Raw genomic sequence first — 16,544 nt, 5'->3', positions numbered from 1 at the left:
CTCTTGCTCATAGTTTCAACAGATAATGCCGGATTCGGCACGCTGTTCGTGAATGGCACCATAGCCAATTAGTTTATGAATATCATCTTGGGTAAAGGGTGGTACCTGTGCTGCCTGCAGCTAAACAATGCAATGCGTTTGCAGGCCAGTAGCAGTGGTTTTGCGTCAGAAATACCTGCACATCAAGTATAAAAATCAACTAGACAATGCCCGTTGGGCTTCGGCCATACTACCAAGCAGGGTTGGACGCCTACTATACCGAGCAGAAGAATGGCCAGCTGTCAATGGACTGAGAGTAGACCTCGAGCAGGCGCACTTGCTGTGCCAGCCATACCCCATGGCGCATTCCGCCGTACACTTGAACATGCCTTTGTTCTGGTTTAATCCAAAATCGCCAAGGAAACGATGGGGCAGCTGCCGCGCCTGCTGGTAGGCAGCGTCGAATCTGGACGGGCAAGATACCAATCGGTAACACAGGTGGAGGTAATGTGCCGCCGCCCCGGGCAATGTTAATTCTGGACGACCTGCAAGAAATTTTCTTCCATGCCCGCTAACTGAAACCCTGATTACTATGAAAAAGAATACAGAAACAACTAAAAACATAGAAGAAGACTTTAAGCCGCTCGAGATCACCTCACCGCGCACAGCAGAGGCACCTGGCCCGAACGTAGGCGCGGAGTGCTGCTCCCTGGACGGGAGGACAAAAGCCAAGGGGGCAGAAGAGCACGAGGAGGCGGAAGAGGAAGCAAAGTCCTCCTACATTCCCACCGCGTTAAGCCTTATCCTCTTGTTGGGTGGAATTCTGCTGGACTACCTCGACACCCCTTGGTTTACAGGGTATGTGCGGTTTATAGTTTATGCTGTGGCTTATGTGTTGGTAGGCTGGCGGGTGGTGTGGCACGCGCTCCGGAGCTTGCGGGGCAGCTTCTTCAATGAGTTCTTTCTAATGAGCATGGCCACACTCGGTGCCTTTTACATCGGGGAATACGCCGAGGGCGTGGCCGTAATGCTTTTCTACGTGATCGGGGAGCATTTCCAGGAGGCGGCCGTGCTGCGCTCCCGCCGCTCCATCAAGGCGCTAATCGATAACCGCCCGGATGAAGTAGAGCTTGTGACGGAGGGCGGCATTTCTACCGTGAAGGCCAAAGAAGTGCAGGTGGGAGATGTTATACAGGTAAAAGCAGGCGAGAAAGTAGCCCTGGACGGCGAACTACTCTCCGAACGCTCCTCTTTCAACACGGCCGCCCTCACCGGCGAATCAAAGCCAGATACGAAAACAAAAGGGGAGACGGTGCTGGCGGGCATGATTAACCTGGATAGGGTGGTGGAGCTGAGGGTGACCTCAGCCTATGAAAACAGCGCACTGTCTAAAATCCTGCGGCTGGTGGAGGAGGCCAGTGGCCGAAAAGCCAAAACTCAGCAGTTCATCACCAAATTTGCCAAAATATACACGCCCATCGTCTTCTTCCTGGCCGTGGGACTCACTTTCCTTCCATACTTTTTTGTGGAGGCCTATGACTTCAACCAGTGGCTCTACCGAGCCCTGATCTTCCTGGTGATTTCCTGCCCCTGCGCCCTGGTCATCTCCATTCCACTGGGCTACTTCGGCGGCATTGGGGCAGCTTCGCGCAACGGCTTGCTGTTTAAAGGCTCCAATTTCCTGGACCTGATGACGCAGGTGGATACCGTGGTGATGGACAAAACCGGCACCCTCACCGAGGGGGTGTTTAAAGTGCAGCGCGTAGAGACAACCTTACCCGACAAGGCTTGGTTCTTGTCGGCTGTGGCCGCGCTGGAAAGCCGGTCCACGCACCCGATTGCGCAGGCCGTTGTGGCCGAGGCTGGCCAGGCGTATCAGCAGCACCAGGTGGGGCAGGTAGAGGAGATCCCGGGCCACGGCTTGAAGGGCGAAGTAGATGGCAAACAGTTGCTTGTGGGTAATAGTCGGCTACTTGAGAAGTATGAAGTGACCTATGACCCAGCCGTGCGTGATATTGTGGAGACCATCGTACTGGTGGCAGTGGACGGGGAATATGCCGGGTACATTACTATTGCCGACAAAATAAAAGAAGACGCTCCTTTGGCTGTGCAGCGCATGCGTGAACTGGGTGTAAAAAAGCTGGTGATGCTCTCCGGGGACAAGGGCTCTATTGTGCAGAAGGTGGCCAGTGAGTTGAAGCTGGATGAGACATATGGCGGGCTGCTGCCGCAGGACAAGGTAAGCAAGGTGGAGGAGCTCAAAGCTAAAGGCCATACCGTAGCCTTTGTGGGTGACGGCATCAACGACGCCCCTGTCATCACGCTAGCCGACGTGGGCATGGCCATGGGCGGCTTGGGCTCGGATGCGGCTATCGAGACGGCAGACGTGGTAATACAAGCAGACCATCCTTCCAGGATACCCACGGCCATTAACATCGGCAAAAAAACCAGGCAGATCGTGTGGCAGAACATAGCCCTGGCCTTCGGAGTGAAGGCGGTTGTACTTCTACTGGGAGCAGGCGGTTTGGCCACCATGTGGGAGGCCGTGTTTGCCGATGTGGGCGTAGCCTTCCTGGCAATTCTTAACGCCGTGCGCATCCAGCGCATGCACTTTGATTAAACAGGCGGAAGTATAAAACAGAGGAGATAGACAGCGAAATGCCAAAAGAGAAAAAAAGTAAAAGTATTCGAACTGCTTTCCTGCTGAACCTATCCTTTACTATTCTGGAACTAGTGGGGGGACTGATCTCCGGCAGCATTGCCATCATTGCTGACTCTCTGCATGACTTTGCCGATAGTCTGTCCCTGGGCTTGGGTTGGTATTTTGAGCGGAAGTCGGAGAAGGAGGAGAGCAACGACCGCTATACCTACGGTTACAAGCGCTTTTCGATGCTGAGTGCGCTCATCAACGCACTGGTGCTGATGCTTGGGGCGATCTACATTTTCTATGAAAGTATAAAGCGCATCATGAACCCGCAGATGCCCGACGTGAAATGGATGATCGGCATTGCAGTGTTAGGCATGGTGCTCAATGGCATTGGCGCCTGGAAGCTGAAGTCGGGCAAGTCGCTCAACAGGCAGGTGCTGACCATACATTTGCTGGAGGATACGCTGGGTTGGCTGGCGGTATTAGTGGTGAGCATCATTCTGCTCTTCTGGAACATTCCCATACTTGACCCTATACTTGCCATCGTCATCAACCTGGTTGTGCTTATCCTCATCAGTGTGAAGCTGGTAGACGTGGTAAAGGTATTCCTGCAGCGTGTGCCAAAAGGTGTAAATGTGCCTTTACTCAGGCAGAAGATCCTTTGCCTGGAGGGCGTAAAACGGGTAAACCACTTCCACATCTGGGGCCTCACTTCCGAAAAGAAGGTGGTGACCGTGCATGTTAAGATCGATGACTTATGTTTGGTCGAGCAGAAAATTCTAAAGGACAAAATCAGCGCCGTGTTCCGAGACCTAGATACGGAGCACGTTACCATTGACATGGAAAACTATACCGCTTATGTTGCTTCCTTGTTCAAAGACAATCAGCAACGTCTGAATGTGCTGGACGAGCAAACCCAAACTATGGCGCTAAAGTATGCCGAGGAGTTGTACAGTGACGAAGACTGCTCTAAGGAAGAAGCTCTGGAAAAAGGAATAGTAAAAGCGGTGCTGAGCCTGAAAAACTTATGAGTCATCTTCTATCAGCCAGCCTTGACCAAGGTTGGCTACCGCAGAAGCCAACTAGCTGCAAGTAGCGCAAGTGGTAAGAACAACAATTTCGTACTTGCCGAATGCACAGCTTGAAAAGACGAAACTCGGTAAAGTGGGAAGATAGTAACCAAAGTATAAATCTTTTTTAGCATAGCGGTTGCTCTAGACAAATAGACAGGCTTATTAGGCTTAGGCGTCGTGAGGGAATTTACTAGGTCGGATAGGCCAGCTTAAGGATTACTATTCAGGAGGCTCGTTACTCAGAGGATATAGAATAGAAAAGCAGTCAAAAAAACATGAGGTACGGTATGAAAATAATCAAACAGAAATACTTCAGCATTCATTCGGCAGGAAGTAGCTGACTAAGCATTTTAATAAGTTTAGTGTTTCTTATCTTACAAGTACCATTGTTTTAACCATCTTAACAGGCAAGATTACATTCATCCAATCACGTTCAATGCCGAGACATTCTAATTTCGTTTAAGCATATAGACAAGATATCTTTGGATATCAAGGCATGTACGATATTGGAGTTTGTTATACAGAATTTATTTATGAGTACCAGATCAAGAGACCAACAGAAGAAACAGCGCCGGAAAGAATTCAAGGAAAAGAAAGAGCATCATGAAATGCTTAAAGCTGCAGCAAAGGAAGCTAAACGCGACTCATCTAGAAATGGGGATGAGCATGATAGGATGCCCAAAGAGTAGGATTAGTTTAGGTAAGCAAAGACAGCTTGAGGGATGAGCCATGCCTATGGCCTGTTTACTAACGTCTCTATGGGTAGGGCTTCTGGCGTTCAGCTGTGGGAGAGGCTGTTATTACCAGCGGCGTGGCAGTGGCCAGGCTAAGGCTGCTCTCCCCGTAGTCTGGGGCTACATCCGAGAAAGTTGTCAGGTTTGGTGTTGCCCGAATCCTGTAGTTCCCCGGCAGGCACCAGAACTGAAATCCGTTACTGCCATTCAAATCCCTTTTTCCTATGAAACGGAAGGTGCCATCTGCATCCTCGGCATATAGCGATTCGTTGCCGTCTCTCAAATCAAGATGAGCTTTTAGTTTTTGAAATGATTTGCTGAAGCAAGTAGAAGCCCAAGCGTAGGCAGTAGCATGTTGGCATAAGGTTAACACGGATTTCCGCTAATCAATTTGGCGTAGAAGATGTAGTCCCTGCGCTGAAGGTAGTCCTGCTTGGCGGCGTTTTTTCAATTTTCTGATTCAGGTAAATACAAAGGAGGGTCAACTGTAGGGAAGCTGCTCTGCTCTGGGAAAAAGAAAATTTAACTTATTCCTGATTCTTCAGCCACTAAAGAGGAGGTAGCGCCTATATCAAAGTATAAAACTAAACCAAAACACTGCTTAAAACCCCAACTTATCTACGAAAAACTGCATGTTTACGAATTGCCTGAGAGGCCATTATGCCAGAATATAGCATCACGACACGGATCGAGGGCAACCGCTTGCCCCATGGACAGTAAGCCGTCACTTGCGAGCTGATAGCCATGAGAGATAGACGAGGTAATTGCCATTTCGAACAACCCAGCCTTCTAAGCCGTTTATTCCATTCAAGCATATGGTTGCATGCACCTTGTAAGACAAACTATCCTCTACTTTATTGTGATTGCAGGAACCCTGCTGATCGTCGTGACCCTGCTCTCCCTGGTGCACGACGTGCGGTTCTGGTACATCAAAGCACTTGACTTTCCGCGGGTGCAGGTCCTAGTAGGGCTGCTTGTGTGCCTTGTGCTGTTTGTCGCTTTTAATAGAGGATGGAAGGCTCCGACCGTGCTGTTCCTGCTGGGCCTTATGGCCGCCGCCGGGCTGCAGGCGCGCCTGATCCTGCCCTACACTCCTCTGGTAAGTGAGGCTGTGGAGACGGCCGCCCCCGCTACAGTAGGGAAGGGCAGGAGCCTGAGTCTGCTGATTGCCAACGTATGGATGGATAACAGGCAGGCCGCCGCATTCCTGAACATGGTGCGCAAGTCAAACCCGGACATGGTGCTGGCCATGGAGGTTAACCAATGGTGGGTTAGCCGCCTCTCCCCCTTGGAGGAGTGGTACCCCCACAAAGTCTTGTACCCGCTGGACAACACCTACGGCATGGCCCTCTACTCTCGGCTCCCGCTCCGGAACACCCACATCAAATTCCTGAGCCACCAGCGCGTGCCATCGATCCACACGCTGGTCATCCTTGCGGACGGCACTGAGTTTCGGCTGCACGCGATGCATCCGGTGCCCCCAAAGCCGAGCAAGTACCCGGACAATGTGGGGGAGGAGGAAGTGGCGCTGCTGAAAGTTGGCCAAGCGGTGGCAAACAGAAACCTGCCCACGGTAGTGACCGGCGACTTTAACGATGTGGCCTGGTCAAAAACTTCTAAGCTCTTCGGAACCCGTACCGGACTGGGGGATGTGCGGGTAGGAAGAGGCCTCTACTGTTCCTTCGACGCCACCTCCAACTTTCTGCGGTGGCCATTGGATCAGGTTTACGTGTCCGAGGAATTCGCCGTGGTGGAGCTGGAAAGGCTTCCGGCGTTTGGTTCAGACCACTTCCCCATTTTCGTGAAGCTGGCTATGCGGAAGTAAGCGGGACGACTGGCAAGGCCTGACGTTAAGGGTTAATGCGCTTGTAGGATGATCTTAACAGAAGATAAGCCTAGGTTGTATCCTGCTGCAGAATGTCCGTGCCGCGAGCTCAGGAGGAACTCTCCACCTGTACGTCTTCGTCGCCCAGAGCATCGTGCACGTAGAGCATCTTGACCAGCACCATACAAACCACCATGATCGGGGTGGCCAGGATGAGGCCCAGCGTCCCTGAGAAAACCCCTAACAGCAGCTGCCCCACAATGATCAGGGCCGGGGGGATCTCGACCATCTTCTTCTGTACCAGCGGGGTCAGGATATTGCTCTCCACGGCCTGTATGCCAATATAGAGTAACACGACGTAAAGCGCCTGATTAGGCCCTTCCGCCAGGGCAATCAGCACGGCCGGCACTAGGGCAATGATCGGCCCGAAGTTCGGGATAAAGGAAAGCAGGCCGGCGATCAGGCCCAGCACCAGCGCCATCGGAATGCCCAATAGGTACAAACCAACGGCGGTGAAGACCCCTACAATCACCATGGAGAAGAGCTTGCCCAGCAGCCACTTGTAAAGCGTGGACCCCAGCGTGTCGATTACTTCCTTCGCCCTGTCCCGCCTGGGCAATGGGAAGAGCATCACGACACCTTGCCTGTAGATGCGGGGCTGTGCGGTGAGGAAAAGGCCGAGGAAGAGCACCACGTACAGGTTGCCCAGTATCCCGAGGGTGGTGGAGAGTACGCCGAGACTTTGCTCCAGCCAGCCCTCCCTGTTCGCCAGCAGGCTGTCCATTGAAGGAACCTCCTCTACGAGCCTGCTTCCCCACTTCGTGTCTTCCACCCTTTCCCGGAAGCTTTCTGCCGCTTTGGGGAGCTCGTCGCCCAAGGCACTGGCCTGCTCGCTCACCTGCGGGGCGATCAGCCATACGGTGAGCGTGATCAGCGCCAGCACCCCCACCACCACGATCGCCAGCGCCCACCCGTCTGACAGGCGCGTGCGGCTGCTCAGGGCGCTGGCGGTTTGACGGAAGAACACAGCCATGAGCACCCCGGCGAAGATAAGCAGCAGTACACTGAAGGCCTTTACGATCAGCAGAACGAGGAGCACAGCCGCTACCGTGATGCCGACTACCTTTAGTTTGCGGCGGGTGAAGGTGCTTGCCTCTTTGCCTGAGGAGGTGTCTTTGTTCTGGGGGCTATCAGCCATGAATGACGTGTCTTAAAATCTGTTGATGTGCGCCGCCGGAATCGGCAGACAGTCCGGGAGGTGGGGCTGGAATTACCTGCCCCTGAATAGCTTAACGATGAAATAGATGATCAGCACCAGAATGCCGATGATGATCGCAGCTGTCCAGAAGCCGAACTCGAGCACATCGCCGACAAGGTCGCAGCCGCTCAGCGTAAGGGAGAGTAAAAGGAAAAGGAGGCCATAAAGCCATTGTATGGGAATGTTTTTCATAGGTTTAGAAGCTAAAGAGTTATGACTGCTATCTAAAGGAGACGCAGGTGAAAGCCTGAGACTCCCTATGATGTACCTGATTCAAAGGAATGTGGTTGCAGCTGCTCCCTCACGCGGCACGCCACGCCGCGCCAGCAGGCTATAGTACTAATTGAAGCGTATCGCTAACCCCACGGAGGGCAAGTGTGAGTCGCCTGAGATTCGGCCTAATGGCAGTGCCGGTGAGGAAGGCAAGATGAAAGGAACTTACAAGAGAAGGAGTAAATCTTAATAACGGAAGGAGCTGCTTATGCCTGAAGCTAATGTATAGATAGCTTTACTTTCTACATAGACACCGAAATGGGAACAATTTGGAAAACGTCAACTATACTGAAACAAAAAAGCAGCTCCAGCTTTACCTGAAGCTGCTTTGGTAGACCAAAGGATGGAATTGTCGAACTTTATCCACAAGGATTTAACTATTTTAGAAGCATTTATTCTGTAGAAGAAAAACTATTGTTGTTAGCTACATTTCTCATTTAGCCCAATCGATTTCTGAATTCTCTGGGTGTCATCCCTAGTAATTTTTTGACATACCGTGTGAAAAAAGACTGACTTGAAAATTCCATTTCATCGGAAATTTCGGAAATGTTCAGATTCTTGTTTTGCAAGAGCAGAATAATTCTCTCTCTCACATAACGCTGTATCCATTCCGATGCGGTAACAGCTGAATTTTGCTTACATACATAATTCAGATACTTGGCAGTAATGTTAAGTCTGTTGGCATAAAACTGTACCTCCCGTTCTTTCATACAATGTTCCTGCACCAAGTGCATAAAACGCTCATAAAGCGTACCGCTTTCTAATGTTCGTTTACGATGTTCATATTCATTCGCAAACGTGTGCCACATTTCCAGAAGGAACACCTGCATTTGCAGCTTCAGGATTTCATGGTAAAAGCGGTGATCTGTTTCGGAGAATTTATCGTGCAGCAGGTGAAAATTTGAAAGCACCCGGTGCTTGTCATTTTTATCAGTTAGGTGCAGCACCGGGTTTTCTCTTGAATGTAGTAAAGCATCAATGCCCCAGCTTTGGTCCGGAATATTTTCATCCAGGAAATCTCTTTCCACCAGCAGAACTGTCGCTTTAACTTTTTTTGAAAAGGTCAAATCTGTCAACTTACTATCTGCAAACCAGAACACAAACTCTCCAGCTTTGCAGGTATACGGCTTATCCTTAAATACAAAGCCTATACTTCCCCGGTGGCAGTAGATGTGCGTGTGGTAGAGATACAAAAAGTCATCTGGTAACTGCACACTGCCAAGTGCCTCCAGCAAAATCACTTTATCCTTTTCTTCTTTATTCATTCATACTCATTATTCCTGATTTGACAAGTATAGGAAATATATGACACTATATGCGTGTAAAGTGTAACAAATGGAAGAATGGGTTTGGGTAAATTTGTAATCCATAATGTTATATGACTATGAAAGTGCAACAGGTAGATATTTTTCAACGGCTGTTAAATGGTGAAGCTGTTTCATTCAACGATGCAGACTATGTTAAAATTGGGGACGCTTGTAATGCCACCCGGAAACTACTCATTCAATTGAACGCTGAGGCAAATCCGGATAAAATCAGAGAGCTGTTAAGCCAAATCACTGCCTCTGAAGTTGATGCGACGACAATGGTATTTCCGCCATTTCAAATCAACTATGGGAAGAACACCAAAATCGGTAAAAATGTATTCATCAACTTTGACTGTACTTTTTTGGATTTGGGCGGCATTACCATTGAAGATAATGTCATGCTTGCTCCCAAAGTCTGCTTGCTCTCAGAAGGGCATCCCCTCTCTGTAAACGATAGACAAACACTCACTGCAGGTAAAATCCACATTAGAAAGAATGCCTGGATTGGTGCCCAGGCAACCATTTTACAAGGGGTGACCATCGGCGAAAACTCTATCGTAGCAGCAGGTGCCGTGGTTTCCAAAGATGTACCGGACAATACCGTAGTAGGGGGCATTCCAGCCCAAATTATCAAAGTGATCGATTAAAACTTTCTCTTTAACAGAGTACTTAATAAGCCAAAAAATGAAGAAAATACTAGTTGTTGCAGCTGCAGCACTTATGTTGCTGGGACAGGCTTGCGCTCAGAAAGAGAATACAGTAAGAGCTGATAACACGGATGCAATAGAAAACGCGCAAAAAACAGAACACTATACTTTTGAGTTAAGTGATAATGTCACCCGTCAAAGTATAACTTTTAAGAACCGGTACGGGATTACGGTAGCCGCTGATCTATATGTGCCAAAAGCTATTCAAGACCAAAAACTTCCCGCTATCATCTTAAGCGGTCCGTTCGGAGCGGTGAAAGAGCAGTCTTCGGGACTTTACGCAAATGAAATGGCCGCCCGGGGCTTTGTAACGTTGGCTTTCGACCCTTCCTTCACGGGCGAAAGCGGGGGAGAAGTACGTAACGTTGGTTCGCCTGAAATTTTTACCGAAGACTTCAGTGCTGCGGTCGATTACTTAGGCTTATTACCTTCCATTGACCGTGATCGCATTGGCGTTATCGGAATTTGTGGTTTGAGCGGTATGGCACTTACTGCGGCCACAGGCGATTCCCGGATTAAGGCAGTAGCCACGGCTTCTATGTATGACATGTCCCGCAGCATGAGCCGCAATTATAAAGACAGCTATACTTTGGAACAGCGCCACCAGGTGATTGAGTATTTAAGTCAGCAACGTTGGGCAGATGCAGAAAACGGAAAGTATGCGGTAGGCTTGCACGAAGTACCATTTGACGAAAAGGGCAATCTGGTAAAAGGAACCCGTGTACTTCCAGAAGCGCTTCCTAAGGATCCAGATCCTGTGTTGGCTTCTTTCTTTGATTATTACCGAACAAAGCGTGGTTTCCACCCTCGGTCCATCAACTCCACCACCGCCTGGACAGCTACAACTCCCATGGCCTTCTTCAGTTTTCCGATGGCAGCAAACATCGAGATGATTTCGCCTCGTCCGATCATGCTGATTGCAGGAGAAAATGCCCATTCCCGGTACTACTCGGAAGACATCTATAAAATGGCTTCCGAGCCGAAAGAATTAGTAACTGTGCCCGATGCTGATCACGTGGATTTGTATGACCAGGTAGCTATCATTCCCTTTGACAAGCTGGAGTCATTCTTTAGAAAGAGCTTTCAGACTGTAACCGTTCAGCAGTCGAAGTAAACATAAAAAAATCGAGATGCTGCTCGCTCTGATAATAAGGGTTGCATCTAACTAAACCATATTGCCTAAATCAAAAACACATTCTAGATATGAATAATATAGAAGGAAAAGTAATCGTCATAACCGGTGCTAGTAGTGGACTAGGCGAAGCAACAGCCCGTCACCTTTCCGCACAGGGAGCAGCCGTTGCACTTGGCGCTAGGCGGGCAGATCGCATACAGTCGATAGCAGAGGAAATCAACAAGAATGGAGGTAGAGCTATTGCTGTAACTACTGATGTTACACAGCGTGAGCAGGTACAAAAACTGGTTGATGCTGCTGCCGAGCAGTTTGGGCGGTTGGACGTGGTGCTTAACAATGCTGGCATCATGCCGCTTTCTCCACTGGAGCGCCTGAATGTGGAAGAGTGGGATCGGATGATTGATTTAAACTTAAAGGGAGTACTCTACGGTATTGCTGCCGCGCTCCCTTACATGAAGCAGCAGAAGTCCGGTCATATCATCAATGTCTCTTCCGTAGCTGGCCATAAGCTTTTTCCTGGTTCGGCGGTTTACTCAGCATCTAAGTTTGGCGTACGCGCCTTGTCTGAGGGCCTGAGGCAGGAAGTTAAACCTTACAACATCCGCACCACCATTATCTCGCCGGGTGCCGTTAAAACGGAGCTTCTCGAGCACATCAGCGAAAAAGATATTCAGGAAGCAAATCAGGACTATGTGGGGCAAGTTGGCGTTACTCCCGATGCGTTTGCCCGGCTTATCTCTTTCGCCATCAGCCAACCGGAAGAGGTGGACATCAATGAGATCCTTTTCCGACCAACAGCTCAGGAGCTTTAAACCCCTAACCGGCATACTGTCCAAACCTAAGTTGTCTTCTTTGTATCCGGTTAGCCTCGCGGCTTAGTGGTTCAGTAGAATTTGAATAAAGTAAAGGCAACAGTTGCGATCGTTTCAGCTGGGTAAGACAAAGAAAGTAGTTTTAAGAAGGGGCCGTGACAGCCCCTTCTTAAAATTCAAAAGTATGCTTCTGCCCTAAACATCACCTGTATGAGGCTATTTTATTTTTTACCGCTAATGCTTATCAGCTTCAGTCTGTTTGCCTGTAGTGGTTGTAAAGAAGAGCATTACAGACCGGCCAACCCCATAAAAGAAAGTATGAAACTGAAAATAACGGTTGGAGGCAATACTTTTTCGGCAACCCTTAACAACAATGAAACCGTTGCTGCCTTCAAAGCAAAGCTCCCAATGACCATCGATATGCGAGATCTGAACGGCAACGAAAAGTTTTTCGATTTTCCGGAGAATCTCCCTGCAAATGCCTCAAACCCAGGCAGCATCCAGACAGGTGATATCATGCTTTATGGCAGTAACACTCTTGTACTGTTCTATAAATCATTTCCAACCTCTTACAACTATACCCGGCTCGGGAAAATAGATAACCCTTCGGGATTGGCTGCAGCCTTGGGTTCTGGAAGCGTAATTGTAACTTTTGAAATAGAATAGAATCTGCCTTTAAATGATAAATTCAGAAATCTGAAAGTATGCAACAGATGAAAACAAAAATGTCCTTGCTTTCCGCGGTTGCTGTTTTAGCCCTCTCCTTGATTAGTTGTAAAGAACAAGCATCAAATGAAGCCGCTGCAAATGATACACAGGCTATTTTCCCAAAAGGAGAAGCAGGACCCGCTGAAAACTTTACCGGAAAAGCCTGGAATTATGGCTTGGTTGCAAGCGACTCAACCTATACTACCCTTGTAGGTAATGTCTTCTTTGAACCCGGTGCCAGAAGCAATTGGCACAGCCATCCGGCAGGGCAGATCCTGATTATAACCGGTGGTATAGGCTACCATCAAATCAAAGGGCAACCACGACAAACTATCAAAAAGGGAGACGTGGTGAAGTGCCCACCCAATGTGGAGCATTGGCATGGGGCAAGTCCTGATACGGGCATGCAACAGATCTACATTTTACCAAAAACGGAAAAAGGTATAGTCACCTGGCTACAGAAAGTAACAGACGAAGAATATAGCAATTCTGATTGATGAAGAATTAAGTAGGGAACCTAGATTAGTCTTATTCATGGTACTGTATCTCCTTGAATCGTAGAACTTTCGATAAGTTTCCCCTTTGGTTAAATATATCAAATAAAAAAGCCGCTCCATTTGATGTGAAGCGGCTTTTTAATTGTTGTAGCCCGTAGGGGAATCGAACCCCTGTTACCAGAATGAAAATCTGGCGTCCTAACCCCTAGACGAACGGGCCGTTCTGTCTAATTGTGATGCAAATATAGCGGGTGTTTGCTTTACTGCAATAGCTCTGCACTAAAAAAGTTTTAGAGAAGCCGAAAGTAACTGAGTAACAGTAGAATATTTTTTACTTCTCGAAAGCAATCACACTGTATAGCTCTGGCTCCAGAAAAGGCCCTCCTGGATGCTCTGCTGTGTAGTCGAAGTTGATCCAAAGGTCTTCGCCGGTTTCGTGGAAATGAATCTTCCCGTCAGCCACTTCATCCGGGAAGAGGGTGCGAACTGCATAGCTTATCTTCTCCAGATCGTCCACATGGCCCATTTTTACCTCAGTGTACATGTGGCTTGTGGTGATAACAATTCTTGCCTCCCCGCCGATAGCCATAATAGAAGAGGCCATCAGAATAGAGTAATCATCGCAGTCGCCGGCCAGCAGTTGCATACTTTCAGTTGGCGGTGAATAATAGTCCATGCCCAGCGGGTCGTTTACGTAGCGCCAGTTCTGGCGGATGTGCTTGAAGAGCGAGAAATAGCGGGTTATCTTCCCAAACTTGCGGTAGTACTCGTCGTGGAAGTAGCGGGTGGAATTCTCTACCGCGAATGCACGAACCATTGGGTGCGTAGGCTGCATAGCGCTTTTAACGCGCTGGTTCTGGAAATAAGTGCCGCGAACAGGCTTGAAGTACGAGACCTTGTGCGGGTTGCTCGTCATGTTTACCAGCATGGCGTTGTAGTCGTCGTAAATGCCCTCAAACGTCTGCGCTTTGAAGGTGCTATTGAACGCAAACATGGCCAGTATGGCAATGAACATTAACACGATAAGCTTACGGCTATACTTGGTTACCAGCACGGAGGCGGCTGCGGCCACCATCAAGCAAAGCATGAAGTGCAGCTCGTAATTCATAGAGCCAAAGGGTTCAATGTAGAAGCTCAACAACACGGCCATCGGAAAGACAATGATGATCTGGATGAACCGCACTGCGAAGTTCACTAGGTTTTTGTGTAGGTAGTGCGTCATGTTTATCCTTTTTAAAGGTTCGAGGGCTTCAGGAAAGAGGCATGATCTAGCGACTAGACGGTGTACTCTCTACAGAACTAACGCAAAATCCAGGCCTTTTTGCTCCATGCAAACGCAAATTTTTAGCTTTTTCTCCTGCGCCTTTTTCCCTGCCCCCAAAACATACTATAAACTTGTGTTAAAACATCTGCAAACCAGGCATTTATACTTTTCTGTGTTTGCTGCTAATTAGGTATATGTAAATATATATGCTTGATTATTAATGGTGTTTATACTTATAGGTGCTGCCAATGACGACAGCCGCGCTATTGGTATTGAATATACATCGGGCTTGGCGAAAGCGCAATGATTTCCTCCGGCGTCATCATACGGGGGCTGTTTCGCAGGTCGTTTTTGTAAAAAAGCTTGAAGCCTGTGAACTGCACCGGCTCTCGCACAATAAAGCGGCGGTAGGTGTCCTTCTTTAGCGCCGGCGATCCCCAGCCGTCCATGTGCATGACCACCTGCGTTTCAGGCCTTAGCTTAATGTTCTCGTAGTTGGTGATCATGCGTTGTGTAAAGCGGTGCACAATCAGCAACTTGGGAGGAATGCCATGCTCCTGCACCAGGCGGGCCAGATAGTCGGTGGCATAATTGATGTCTGCTGCATCAAAGGTGCCGATGCTGCGGCCGGGCACCTTTCCGTCTTTCATCGCGAACTCGGCATCGATGCCCAGGTGCACGTTTGGTAGTTTCAGGTATTTCTCCAGCTGCGGCAGTTCTTCCTGTAATGTGCTTTGGCCTACCTGCACATCCAGGAAAACAATAGCGTCGCGCTGTTTGGCCAGCTCCAGTACCTGGTCAATCAGATCGTGCTTCATGCGCAGCCGGTACTTGCCGCCGGCGCTGGGATGCCCTTGGGCGGTTACGGCAATCAGGTGCAGGGCAGGCTGCACCGGGGTAAGGGAATCTGCTTTGCTCCAGTTGACCACTTCCTCATCCAGCTTGGCCAGCATCTGCTCTGGCTCCAGTTCCCCCAGAATACCCATGCGCTTAGAAAGCAGGTTGCCGTAGAAGGCCACGATGCGCTTGCCTGGAAGCACGGCACCAGGCAAAGGCTTAGGGCCGGGGTAAGTCCACTCGGCAGGAGCAGTAGCAGCGGGGGTGAGGGCCTCTGGCGCCGGCGCCGTAGAGGCAGCGTCTAACGCAGCCGTGTCTGGGGCGGCATTGGCAGGCAGTGTGGTGGCTGTGGCAGGCTTTTGCTGCAGGGCAGAGGCACTGGCGTCCTGTTCCTGCATGCAGGAGGATGTCAGGAGCAGCGTAGCCAGCAGGGCGCCTCCTGAAGTATAACGAAAGAAAGAGGAAGCGGTAGTTTTAAACCAAACGTCTTGGTTAGTGGTAGGGCGTGAGAAGGGGAGGACACGCATTATTCGGCACAGGTTCATCAGCACGGGTGTTAAAAACGTAAGTGTGCCTTAAATTATACATTTCTGCTATATTTATACGTACCCACACCCTATAATTTCGTGAAAATTTACGAGTGCGTGTAATGCCGCTTCAGCCACTGGCTCAGCCCTGACAATCCAGGCATCAGCACGCGCTCCGTGATATTGGCCTGGTCCAACTTATCCCGTACTTCCCACTTCAGTTCTTTCGGAATAATCACCCTAAAGTATAAATCAGGGTGCTGGCACAGCCATTTGCTCAGCTCTGCCTTCACATCCGACATCATGGAGAACAGGGCGTACTGGTGCACGATGCGCGCATCGAGCGAAGGGGGTTCCAGAAACACCACGTACTCCTCCTCCTGAAAGCTTTTCAGAGCCTTAAACGATGGCGCCACGGGCTCAAGCATTTCTGGGGTGAACACATTAGAGCCTTCTTCCTTCAACGCTTTCCGTAACGTGGTGGGTAAGTGCTCGCTGGATTTAACATAATTAACGCACCACACGCAGCCATCCTGGTCGTAATGGTTGAGGTTGGCGGTGGCAAAGTGCAGTGCCACGTAAGGGGAGTAAGTCCAGTCGAGAAGGCGGGTCGGGAGGCCGTGGTGTTGGGCAACAGCCAGCCAGTTCCAGATAGAATCGCCGGGGGTGGAGTTGCTAATTGCATACTTGCGAAAGTTCCGCAGCAGGTGCGGCTCCAGCTCCTCATACTTGGGCCCGATGCGCATGATACTCGTCCCCAGGTCGAAAGATTGGCTCCAGGTGCCCCGGTACACATATGAGGAACGAAAGCGGTTAATTTTGTCGTCCCAACTGTGGTCAAAAAGCGCGGCCTGAAGCTCTGCCCAACTGTTAACTACAATATCCTGTCCGTGCTGCATAAGGTGTGGCGTGTGTTCTGTTTGCTAGGTTTTCTTACTGCAGCTGCGGCTGTATGTTACAC

General features: G+C 49.6%; 17 protein-coding genes and 1 tRNA gene. 10 read left to right on the top strand and 8 right to left on the bottom strand.

Features of this window, described 5'->3' with window-relative positions:
• Positions 1-127 precede the first annotated feature (127 nt).
• Genes PXG97_RS21480 through PXG97_RS02860 form a run of 4 tightly spaced genes read left to right on the top strand, consistent with a single transcriptional unit; the run spans position 128 to position 3,657 of the window.
• Positions 128-433, top strand: a complete 306-nt coding sequence (locus PXG97_RS21480) for a DUF3703 domain-containing protein (protein ID WP_420851745.1) — start codon at positions 128-130, stop codon at positions 431-433.
• Positions 384-554 carry a DUF3703 domain-containing protein gene (locus tag PXG97_RS21475; protein WP_420851753.1) on the top strand — a complete coding sequence of 57 codons (171 nt, stop codon included), beginning with the start codon at positions 384-386 and terminating at the stop codon, positions 552-554. The genes PXG97_RS21480 and PXG97_RS21475 overlap by 50 nt, the downstream gene beginning before the upstream one ends.
• A gap of 17 nt (positions 555-571) precedes the next feature.
• Entirely contained in the window at positions 572-2,599 is a 2,028-nt protein-coding gene (locus tag PXG97_RS02865; protein WP_276496210.1) for a heavy metal translocating P-type ATPase, read from the top strand.
• A gap of 38 nt (positions 2,600-2,637) precedes the next feature.
• Positions 2,638-3,657, top strand: a complete 1,020-nt coding sequence (locus tag PXG97_RS02860; protein ID WP_276496209.1) for a cation diffusion facilitator family transporter — start codon at positions 2,638-2,640, stop codon at positions 3,655-3,657.
• Positions 3,658-4,455: 798 nt separating this feature from the next.
• Here PXG97_RS02860 and PXG97_RS02855 read toward each other — a convergent pair.
• Complete coding sequence (locus PXG97_RS02855) at positions 4,456-4,716, bottom strand: hypothetical protein (protein WP_276496208.1); 261 nt, start codon at positions 4,714-4,716, stop codon at positions 4,456-4,458.
• A gap of 540 nt (positions 4,717-5,256) precedes the next feature.
• Between PXG97_RS02855 and PXG97_RS02850 the strand changes: the two genes are divergently transcribed.
• Complete coding sequence (locus PXG97_RS02850) at positions 5,257-6,258, top strand: endonuclease/exonuclease/phosphatase family protein (protein WP_276496207.1); 1,002 nt, start codon at positions 5,257-5,259, stop codon at positions 6,256-6,258.
• Between the two features lie 109 nt (positions 6,259-6,367).
• Here PXG97_RS02850 and PXG97_RS02845 read toward each other — a convergent pair whose 3' ends face one another.
• From PXG97_RS02845 to PXG97_RS02835, 3 genes are all read right to left on the bottom strand, one after another.
• On the bottom strand, positions 6,368-7,456 hold the full coding sequence (locus tag PXG97_RS02845; RefSeq protein WP_276496206.1) for an AI-2E family transporter: 1,089 nt from the start codon (positions 7,454-7,456) through the stop codon (positions 6,368-6,370).
• Positions 7,457-7,528: 72 nt separating this feature from the next.
• The gene (locus PXG97_RS02840) at positions 7,529-7,708 is read right to left on the bottom strand and encodes a hypothetical protein (protein WP_276496205.1); all 180 of its coding nucleotides are present in this window, start codon (positions 7,706-7,708) and stop codon (positions 7,529-7,531) included.
• Between the two features lie 518 nt (positions 7,709-8,226).
• Positions 8,227-9,054 (bottom strand): AraC family transcriptional regulator, encoded by an 828-nt coding sequence (locus PXG97_RS02835; RefSeq protein WP_276496204.1) that lies wholly within the window; start codon positions 9,052-9,054, stop codon positions 8,227-8,229.
• Positions 9,055-9,173: 119 nt separating this feature from the next.
• Here PXG97_RS02835 and PXG97_RS02830 point away from each other — a divergent pair, with 119 nt between their 5' ends.
• The 5 genes from PXG97_RS02830 (at position 9,174) to PXG97_RS02810 (ending at position 12,955) form a co-directional block, all read left to right on the top strand.
• Positions 9,174-9,743: a sugar O-acetyltransferase gene (locus tag PXG97_RS02830; protein WP_276496203.1), complete on the top strand. Its 570-nt coding sequence runs from the start codon at positions 9,174-9,176 to the stop codon at positions 9,741-9,743.
• Positions 9,744-9,780: 37 nt separating this feature from the next.
• The gene (locus PXG97_RS02825; protein ID WP_276496202.1) at positions 9,781-10,917 is read left to right on the top strand and encodes an alpha/beta hydrolase; all 1,137 of its coding nucleotides are present in this window, start codon (positions 9,781-9,783) and stop codon (positions 10,915-10,917) included.
• Positions 10,918-11,006: 89 nt separating this feature from the next.
• On the top strand, positions 11,007-11,750 hold the full coding sequence (locus tag PXG97_RS02820) for an SDR family oxidoreductase (RefSeq protein WP_276496201.1): 744 nt from the start codon (positions 11,007-11,009) through the stop codon (positions 11,748-11,750).
• A 210-nt stretch (positions 11,751-11,960) separates the two neighbouring features.
• Complete coding sequence (locus PXG97_RS02815; protein WP_276496200.1) at positions 11,961-12,416, top strand: cyclophilin-like fold protein; 456 nt, start codon at positions 11,961-11,963, stop codon at positions 12,414-12,416.
• 38 nt (positions 12,417-12,454) lie between these two features.
• The gene (locus PXG97_RS02810) at positions 12,455-12,955 is read left to right on the top strand and encodes a cupin domain-containing protein (protein WP_276496199.1); all 501 of its coding nucleotides are present in this window, start codon (positions 12,455-12,457) and stop codon (positions 12,953-12,955) included.
• 148 nt (positions 12,956-13,103) lie between these two features.
• On the opposite strand, the gene PXG97_RS02805 is transcribed toward PXG97_RS02810, so the two are convergent.
• The 4 genes from PXG97_RS02805 to PXG97_RS02790 form a co-directional block, all read right to left on the bottom strand.
• Positions 13,104-13,175, bottom strand: a tRNA-Glu gene (locus tag PXG97_RS02805).
• 111 nt (positions 13,176-13,286) lie between these two features.
• On the bottom strand, positions 13,287-14,177 hold the full coding sequence (locus tag PXG97_RS02800; RefSeq protein WP_276496198.1) for a transglutaminase domain-containing protein: 891 nt from the start codon (positions 14,175-14,177) through the stop codon (positions 13,287-13,289).
• 305 nt (positions 14,178-14,482) lie between these two features.
• The gene (locus PXG97_RS02795) at positions 14,483-15,583 is read right to left on the bottom strand and encodes a hypothetical protein (RefSeq protein WP_276496197.1); all 1,101 of its coding nucleotides are present in this window, start codon (positions 15,581-15,583) and stop codon (positions 14,483-14,485) included.
• Positions 15,584-15,690: 107 nt separating this feature from the next.
• Positions 15,691-16,482 (bottom strand): FRG domain-containing protein, encoded by a 792-nt coding sequence (locus tag PXG97_RS02790; RefSeq protein ID WP_276496196.1) that lies wholly within the window; start codon positions 16,480-16,482, stop codon positions 15,691-15,693.
• Positions 16,483-16,544 lie beyond the last annotated feature (62 nt).

Source organism: Pontibacter litorisediminis, assembly GCF_029360645.1.
In the GTDB taxonomy this organism is placed as follows: Bacteria; Bacteroidota; Bacteroidia; order Cytophagales; family Hymenobacteraceae; genus Pontibacter; species Pontibacter litorisediminis.
The sequence above is the reverse complement of the archived record's forward strand: the minus strand, read 5'-3'. Positions and strand labels throughout refer to the sequence as shown.